This is a genomic window from Dendronalium phyllosphericum CENA369, assembly GCF_016056275.1.
GTDB lineage: Bacteria > Cyanobacteriota > Cyanobacteriia > Cyanobacteriales > Nostocaceae > Dendronalium > Dendronalium phyllosphericum.
Genome location: NZ_JAECZA010000046.1, coordinates 24,072 through 31,916, shown reverse-complemented (window position 1 = coordinate 31,916; position 7,845 = coordinate 24,072). Strand labels below are relative to the sequence as shown.

Here is a 7,845-nt window from a genome sequence, read left to right as displayed (position 1 = left end):
GAGATGGGGGAGATGGGGGGAGATGAGGGAGATGAGGGAGATTAGGGAGATTAGGGAGACAAGAAATAATAATTACTTCTGCTCCTGACAACTGACAACTAACAACTGACAACTGACAACTGACAACTGACAACTAACCCCAACTCCTGACTCAGCACTCTAAGTGAAGTTGCGATCGCTGTCAAAAGACGAGTTGTCAAACTTAACGATCGCGTTACCCTAGGTCTGGAAGCCAAGGATAGATTTACATGAAAAAATGGATTTGGCTAGGGCTGTTAGTGTTAGTGGCTGTTGCCGTGGTAAGTAGTAGAGGTACTGCATTTAATGCTTTTTTTGAACAGCGTCCCTCACCTGCAATCGTTGAGCGCACTCCAGTGGAAACACCGGAAACACCTCAACCACCACAGCCCCAAGAAGTGGAGATTACACCACAAGTTTCAGCTGATAAGCTATTAGCTCACATCCAAAAGTTGAATTTTCAGCGCTATACGAACGTAGAGCGATCGCGTACTCGCAGTTATATCACAACAGAATTACAAAAATTAGGCTGGAAACCCCAATTAGAAAAATTTGCTGAAGGTGTAAATATCTTTGCACAACGACAGGGAACTGACAAAACAGCAGGAGCAATTCTCGTAGCAGCCCATTATGACACTGTTGCTTTCTCTCCTGGTGCTGATGACAACGGCACTGGTATTGCTGTGGTGCTGGAAGTTGCCCGCCTTCTCGGTTCGCGTTCGATGCCACGGACATTGCAGCTAGCTTTTTTTGACAAAGAAGAAGCCGGTCTGTTAGGCAGTAGGGCGTTTGTCACCAAAGCAGCACGCTTAAAAAATCTACGTGGTGTCATAGTCATGGATATGGTGGGTTATGCTTGCTACACTCCTGGATGTCAAAAGTATCCTGTAGGATTGCCCGTTACGCCACCCAGCGAGAAGGGTGACTTTTTGGCAGTAATCGCCGATGCAGAACACTTGCCTTTACTAAGTGCCTTTCAAAATTCTCAGACTATCCCCTCAATTGCTCAAAATAAGCAAGTGGCGAATTTACCACCAGTCCTGACACTGCCTATTCCTCTCAAAGGTTTGCTGACACCCGACACCTTACGCAGCGACCACGCCTCATTCTGGTATCAAGGAATTGGTGCTGTGCTAGTGACGGATACTGCTAATTTGCGTACTCCCCACTACCACCAACCGAGTGATGTACCAGCAACCATAGAGCGATCGTTTTTCACAGGAGCCGCACAGATTGTAGTCAATGCTACTAGCAGATTGTTAGAAAAGAACGATACCTTAGAAACTCAACCACCAAGTTGATTAAGTGCTGAGTTAGTTGTCAGTTATCAGTTGTCAGAAGGCAGGAGGCAGGAGTAATTATTATTTATTGTCTCCCTTGTCTCCCTCATCCCCCTCATCTCCCTCATCTCCCTCATCTCCCCCTGCTCCTCTTAATCAGCCTTTTGCTGAGGAAAGGTCAGCGTCCAGTTTTGTTTCTCATTGAGATGGAAGTACAAACCTTGAAGAATCAACCGCAAAGCAATGCGGGTTCTGATATAGTCCCTCACCAAATGAGTGCCAGGTTCCGCAAAGATATCATCAAAGTTTCGCCTGTAGCCAAATGGTCTCGAACATTCGCTGCCAAAACCTTTAACTGTTAAAACCAAAAATGGAGTTTGCTTGTATTCGTCGGGAACCATAAAAATTCCATACACTTGGTGTTCGCCACGCCAAGGCTGAACAACAACTTTAGCGGCCTGTACTTGAAATTTTTTGATTTTTGATTTCAGAAAAGCCTCTGAATTACATTCGGAATCATTCACAGGCCACCAAAATGTAATAATGCTCAGTGAAAGCAGCAGAATTAAAACATACATAATTTTGCGACGCATATACTCTAAAAAATAAAGTCTTGATAGTGCAAGGATTAATGGGTGTAGGCGTTTAAAATCCTTAGACCCATTAACCCTTACTCCCCTACCCCAGTCTCAACAGACAATCTTTGTGCGTAAGTCCTGTTAAATTAAATTATTAGCTCTAATTAAGACATAAGTTTTTTGATAGGACTTTGTTACGATTTGTATGAAAGTATATTGACGAAGAACTAAATTTATCTACAATAACTAATTATGCACACGTGTGCAATACGGATAAATAAAATAGCAAATGAGTAAACGAAGAATTTCAATTGAAGATATTGCTCGCAGAGCAGGCGTTTCTCATTCCACAGTTTCACGTGCTTTACGAGACAACACTTTAATTAGTCCTAAGGTGCGAGAGGAAATTAAGCAAATAGCCAAGGAGATGAATTATGTGCCTAATGCTATTGCTCAAAGTTTGCAAAATAAACGCACCAATACCATTGGGGTAGTAGTAACTTCAATAGCAGATCCCTTTTATGCAGAGGTAGTACAGGGAATTGAGGAGGTAGCCAAATCGACTGGCTTGAGTGTTTTATTAAGTGCTTCTCATCGAGATTTAGAGCAAGAGATAGCAGCTATTGATATTTTTCATCGTCGGCGAGTGGATGGAATCTTAGTAACTGACTCACGACTTAATAAACACCACACAAAGCAACTAGAGCAAATTGCCGTACCCACAGTTTTTATTAATAGCCAGACTGAAGATCAGCCCGAAATATTTCACTCGGTGGAAATAGACGATCGCTTGGGTGGAAAATTAGCTGTTGAGCATTTGATCGGTCTGGGACACACTTCTATTGGCTACTTGGGTGTAGGCGATCGCAGTAGGTCAAATCAGCAGCGCCTAGAAGGATATCGCCTGGCTATGACTGAAGCTAGTTTACCACAAATGAATGATTGGGTAGCAATTAGTGATGAAGATAATGTCAGAATTAGCGATGTTTCTACTGGTCAAAAGCTGGTATCTAAATTAGTCAGCGTCGGGGTAACTGGCATTTTTTGTTATAACGATATGGTAGCCATAGGCGCTCTTTTAGGCTGTCAAGAACTAGGTATTTCAGTACCCGAAGATTTGAGTATAGTGGGATTTGATGGTATTGCTTTAGGAAGTTACATTACGCCGCCACTAACGACAATTTGCCAGCCAATGTTAGAAATTGGTTCCTCGGCTATGCAAATGTTACTCGATTTATTAGAAGAAAAAAGTGTAGAAAATCGTGTTTTATCTCCTTCTCTTGTAAAGAGGGGTACTAGTGCAGTCTTCAGGAATAAGTACAAGTAGGGTCGCTATTTCGTTCGCCCTGACAATAATCTGTACTCCACAAGAATAGGAAACGCAGAATTCTTCCAAGTTGAGATTTGAGATTTTAAATTAGTAACTGCTAAAAAAATTGAAATTTTAAATAGTAAAAAGTATTTTTTGAACTGAGAATTTTTACTTTTTCCCAAATCTCAAATTTAGTAGGTCATTAATCAATTTTCACCGGATAAAAATCATGTTAACTAAAAAACGCAGTTTATCGAGCGATCGCTGCTTCGATTCAGAACCAATTCAAAGACAACTAGCCCATCAATTTTTTGATAGCATATCCGCTCTACCGCTGATCTGCCCGCACGGTCACGTAGACCCAGCTTTATTAGCTAATCCAGCAGCGCGTTTTGGTTCGCCTACTGAATTATTCATTATCCCCGACCACTACATTTTTCGGATGCTTTATAGTCGGGGCATACCTCTGCAAGCTTTAGGCATACCCACTAGTGATGGTTCGCTGATAGAAACTAACCACCGCAAAATCTGGCAGCTTTTCGCCGAAAATTTTTATCTATTTCGGGGTACTCCATCTGGGTTGTGGCTAAAAGACGAACTATATAACGTCTTTGGAGTGGATGAGCCTTTAAATTCTCGCAATGCCGCAGACATCTATGATTATCTAGAAGAACAGTTGACCTTACCTGAGTTTTCGCCTCGCGCTTTATTCAAAAGCTTTAATATTGAAGTGCTTTGTACTACCGATGCAGCCAGCGATACCCTAGAACACCATCAATCGCTTCATCAAGAAGGTTTTACTCACATCAAGCCGACTTTTCGACCAGATGCGGTAGTTAACCTGGATGCTCCTGGTTGGCGCGAAAATCTTGCCAAGCTAGAAAGCACGGTAGACTGGGAAATCAGCACTTACGCTAGTTTTGTCCAAGCTCTAGAAGAACGTCGAGCTTTCTTTAAAAAAATGGGTGCAACAGCTACCGACCAGAGCGCAGCTACACCTTATACTATGCGTCTTTGTGACCAAGAAGCAGAAGCTATCTTTGCTAGAGCATTGGCTGGCAAGCTAAATCCGGGTGACGCACAGCGTTTTATCGGTCATATGTTCGTGGAAATGGCTCGGATGAGTGTAGAAGATGGTCTAGTGATGCAAATGCATTGTGGAATTGCACGCAACCATAACCCCGCTTTGTTTGAGCGGTTCGGAGCTGATAAAGGTGCTGATATGCCAGTGCAAATAGAGTGGACTGAAAATCTGCGTCCGTTGTTGGAAGCCTACGGGAATAATAGAAACTTCCACTTAATTTTGTTTGGATTGGATGAAAGCACTTACAGCCGCGAACTGGCTCCCTTAGCTGGTCATTATCCAGCTATACTGCTGGGGCCGCCTTGGTGGTTTCACGACAGCGTTAATGGCATGGAACGCTACTTCGACCAAGTTATGGAAACTGCTGGACTTTACAATACCGCTGGATTTAACGATGATACGCGCGCTTTCGTTTCTATTCCGGCTCGTCATACTGTCTGGCGGCGTGTTGCTTGCAATTGGTTAGCGGGATTGGTCGCGCGTGGACTAGTCGAAGAAGAGGAAGGCTATGAAATGGCTGGTGCTTTAGCTTATGACCTCGCTAAGGTGGCTTATAAGTTGGACTAATGCAAGTTGCGCTCAATGCTTGCTGAAGGGATGAGGGGGAAATAATTGCGATCGCGATTTTTGGGAAACGGTATGAGTAGAGGAATTATCTATGCCAGATTTATTAAATAAACCTGACTTGATTTTAGATAAACTTTTTAGTCTCAAAGACCAAGTAGCTGTAGTCACAGGCGGTTCTGGGGTGCTTGGTGGAGCGATGGCGCGGGGTTTGGCTCTTGCTGGGGCGCGAGTCGTTGTTCTCGGTCGTAATGAAGCACGGGCGGGTGCGGTGGTGGCTGATATTAGCGCTAACGGTGGAGAAAGTATGGCTGTGGTGGCAGATGTGAGCGATCGCTCGCAATTAGAAATCGCCAAAAGTGCTATTTTAAACCGTTGGGGTCAGATAGATATCTTGGTAAACTCGGCTGGTGGCAATATTCCGGCTGCCACAATTGCGCCTGACGCTACTTTTTTTGAGATGCCACACGCGGCTTTTGAGCAAGTGGTTAGTCTCAATTTGGTCGGTACTCTACTACCCAGCCAAGTTTTTGCTCAAGCAATGGTTGAAAGAAATCATCCCCACGGTTGTATTGTGAATATTTCTTCAATGTCTGCCATCCGGGCGATTAGTCGGGTAGTGGGCTATTCAGCGGCGAAAGCAGGGATAGATAACTTTACTCGCTGGCTAGCGGTAGAACTCGCTCAAAAGTATGGTGCTGGGCTGCGGGTAAATGCGATCGCCCCCGGTTTCTTCATTGGAGAGCAAAATCGAGATTTACTCTTAAATACAGATGGCAGTTTGACGGTACGCGGACAAAAAATTATTGACCATACTCCGGCTGGGCGTTTCGGAGAACCGGACGAATTACTCAGTACTTTGATTTGGTTATGCAGTTCTGGTTCGAGTTTCGTTAACGGAGTAGTTGTACCCGTAGATGGTGGGTTTAGTATCTACAGCGGAGTTTAAAAATGTATTCACTGGCTGTAACTAACGGTACACTTGCCGACGAGCAAGTTTCCCAGTTAGTTCATGAAGCTTTGGCAGACTCTAGATTAGATGGACAGCGCATCTTAGTATTAATTCCCGATGGAACCCGCACTGCTCCCATACCGCAAATGTTTCGATTGCTTTATCAAGAATTAGGCGATCGCGTTGCTGCACTAGATTATTTAATCGCTCTGGGTACGCATAATCCCATGAGTGAAGAACAAATCAATCGCTTGGTAGGTATAACACCACAAGAGCGACAAACAACTTTTAGAAAGGTGCAAATTTTTAACCACCTATGGAATAAACCAGACACGTTTATTTCTTGTGGAATGATTTCGGCAGATGAAATTGCAGATATCAGCAAAGGAATGCTGCATCAAGCAGTTGAGGTGCGTATTAATTGCCTTGTAATGGAATATGATTTGATAATCATTTGTGGCCCGGTATTTCCCCACGAAGTTGTCGGTTTTTCTGGTGGAAATAAATATTTTTTTCCTGGCATTAGCGGTCAAGAAGTAATTAATTTATCACACTGGTTAGGTGCTTTAATCACCTGTTACGAAATTATCGGTACGCTGGGAATTACACCAGTTCGGCGCTTAATTGACCGCGCTGCTAGCCTAATTCCTACTCCCAAGCTTTGCCTAGCAATGGTGGTTGCACCAAAAACGAATCAGTTAGCTGGGCTTTATATAGATAAACCAGAATCAGCTTGGAAAGACGCTGCCAATTTATCAGCCAAACTACATATTAAATATGTAGATAAGCCTTTTAAACAAGTGCTGTCGGTCATGCCCCAAATGTATGATGACATTTGGACGGCGGCTAAAGGAATGTACAAGCTAGAACCCGTTGTGGCTGATGGAGGCGAGCTAATTATATATGCTCCTCACATTACAGAGTTTAGCTATACACATGGCGAAATCTTAGCCCAAGTTGGCTATCACGTGCGGGATTACTTTCTCAAACAATGGGATAAATTTCAAGCCTATCCTGGTGGAGTACTAGCACATAGTACTCACTTGAAAGGTATGGGTACTTTTGACCCGATAAAAGGGGAACAAGCACGAATTCAGGTCACTTTAGCTACAGGTATCTCTCCCGAACGCTGTGCAGCGCATAACTTAAACTATCGCAACCCAGCTACCATTCAACTAACAGAATGGTCAAACCGAGAGGATGAAGGCATTTTGCTTGTGCCAAAAGCTGGCGAGATACTATATCGTCTTAATTCGTAATTCGTAATCGAGAGGTGTGATGATTATTCTCGTGATGGGTGTTTCTGGATCTGGCAAAACCACTATAGGACAACTACTAGCAGATTCTTTGCACTGGAAATTTAGCGATGCTGACGCTTTCCACTCGTTAGAGAATGTTGAGAAAATGCGGTGCGGTATTCCTTTAACTGAAACCGATAGGACACCTTGGTTGCAAGATTTGCAAACAGCTATTAAACAATGGTTGCAAGAAAATAAAAATGTGGTGCTGGCGTGTTCGGCTTTAAAAGAAAGCTATCGCCAATTTCTTGTATTGGATAGCGATCGCTTTGCCAACGCTAAGAGCGATCGCATCAAGCTAGTTTACCTCAAAGGAGGTTATGAGTTAATTCAACAGCGATTGCAACAGCGTCACAATCACTATATGAGTGAAAAACTTCTAGTTAGCCAGTTTGAGACTCTGGAAGAACCATTAGACACTATATATATAGATATTGCACAAACACCCCAGGCAATTGTCCAAAACATCAGAACAGCTTTGAGCATTTAGCATCTTTCACCGCTAGATGGTATGGGTTAGGATTTTAGTCTATAGCAAAGTGCTGAGTGCTGAGTGCTGAGGAGCCACTGCGTTGGGCGGCTTTGCCGACTTGTAGACGCTTCTGCGGTGAGGGGGTCGCAGTCTTGGTGAGTCCACTTGCCGTCTTGGCGCTTTGCGTCGATGGCAAAGTGGCGAACCCGAAGGGCGGTTCCCGTCGATTGCGTTAGCGCAGCGTTAGCGACGCAGGAGCGTCACCCCCGAACCCGAAGGGCTTCCCG

The 7,845-nt window shown here is 43.9% G+C and carries 9 protein-coding genes; 6 read left to right on the top strand and 3 right to left on the bottom strand.

Annotation, left to right across the window (positions count from 1 at the left end; all coding sequences use genetic code 11):
• Positions 1 to 98: 98 nt before the first annotated feature.
• Positions 99 to 236, bottom strand: coding sequence for a hypothetical protein (locus I8752_RS12695; RefSeq protein ID WP_214432683.1), 138 nt, complete (start codon positions 234 to 236; stop codon positions 99 to 101).
• 12 nt (positions 237 to 248) lie between these two features.
• Between I8752_RS12695 and I8752_RS12690 the strand changes: the two genes are divergently transcribed.
• Positions 249 to 1,319: a M28 family peptidase gene (locus I8752_RS12690; RefSeq protein ID WP_214432682.1), complete on the top strand. Its 1,071-nt coding sequence runs from the start codon at positions 249 to 251 to the stop codon at positions 1,317 to 1,319.
• Between the two features lie 131 nt (positions 1,320 to 1,450).
• Here the strand turns inward: I8752_RS12690 and I8752_RS12685 are convergent, their stop codons facing one another.
• Positions 1,451 to 1,891 (bottom strand): hypothetical protein, encoded by a 441-nt coding sequence (locus tag I8752_RS12685; RefSeq protein ID WP_214432681.1) that lies wholly within the window; start codon positions 1,889 to 1,891, stop codon positions 1,451 to 1,453.
• Between the two features lie 274 nt (positions 1,892 to 2,165).
• Here I8752_RS12685 and I8752_RS12680 point away from each other — a divergent pair, with 274 nt between their 5' ends.
• From I8752_RS12680 to I8752_RS12660, 5 genes are all read left to right on the top strand, one after another.
• On the top strand, positions 2,166 to 3,203 hold the full coding sequence (locus I8752_RS12680) for a LacI family DNA-binding transcriptional regulator (RefSeq protein WP_214432680.1): 1,038 nt from the start codon (positions 2,166 to 2,168) through the stop codon (positions 3,201 to 3,203).
• Between the two features lie 214 nt (positions 3,204 to 3,417).
• Positions 3,418 to 4,839 carry a glucuronate isomerase gene (gene uxaC / locus I8752_RS12675; protein WP_214432679.1) on the top strand — a complete coding sequence of 474 codons (1,422 nt, stop codon included), beginning with the start codon at positions 3,418 to 3,420 and terminating at the stop codon, positions 4,837 to 4,839.
• Between the two features lie 91 nt (positions 4,840 to 4,930).
• A complete protein-coding gene (locus I8752_RS12670) occupies positions 4,931 to 5,785 on the top strand; it encodes an SDR family oxidoreductase (RefSeq protein ID WP_214432678.1) in 855 nt (284 codons plus the stop codon).
• Positions 5,786 to 5,787: 2 nt separating this feature from the next.
• Positions 5,788 to 7,047 (top strand): lactate racemase domain-containing protein, encoded by a 1,260-nt coding sequence (locus I8752_RS12665; RefSeq protein WP_214432677.1) that lies wholly within the window; start codon positions 5,788 to 5,790, stop codon positions 7,045 to 7,047.
• Positions 7,048 to 7,066: 19 nt separating this feature from the next.
• The gene (locus I8752_RS12660; RefSeq protein ID WP_214432676.1) at positions 7,067 to 7,576 is read left to right on the top strand and encodes a gluconokinase; all 510 of its coding nucleotides are present in this window, start codon (positions 7,067 to 7,069) and stop codon (positions 7,574 to 7,576) included.
• Positions 7,577 to 7,610: 34 nt separating this feature from the next.
• Here I8752_RS12660 and I8752_RS12655 read toward each other — a convergent pair whose 3' ends face one another.
• The gene (locus tag I8752_RS12655; protein ID WP_214432675.1) at positions 7,611 to 7,754 is read right to left on the bottom strand and encodes a hypothetical protein; all 144 of its coding nucleotides are present in this window, start codon (positions 7,752 to 7,754) and stop codon (positions 7,611 to 7,613) included.
• Positions 7,755 to 7,845: the final 91 nt, after the last annotated feature.

Coding starts and splice junctions, on each gene's coding strand:
- uxaC (WP_214432679.1), top strand. CDS start 3,418: ATGTTAACTAAAAAACGCAGTTTATCGAGCGATCGCTGCTTCGATTCA.
- I8752_RS12685 (WP_214432681.1), bottom strand. CDS start 1,891: ATGCGTCGCAAAATTATGTATGTTTTAATTCTGCTGCTTTCACTGAGC.
- I8752_RS12670 (WP_214432678.1), top strand. CDS start 4,931: ATGCCAGATTTATTAAATAAACCTGACTTGATTTTAGATAAACTTTTT.
- I8752_RS12690 (WP_214432682.1), top strand. CDS start 249: ATGAAAAAATGGATTTGGCTAGGGCTGTTAGTGTTAGTGGCTGTTGCC.
- I8752_RS12660 (WP_214432676.1), top strand. CDS start 7,067: ATGATTATTCTCGTGATGGGTGTTTCTGGATCTGGCAAAACCACTATA.
- I8752_RS12665 (WP_214432677.1), top strand. CDS start 5,788: ATGTATTCACTGGCTGTAACTAACGGTACACTTGCCGACGAGCAAGTT.
- I8752_RS12680 (WP_214432680.1), top strand. CDS start 2,166: ATGAGTAAACGAAGAATTTCAATTGAAGATATTGCTCGCAGAGCAGGC.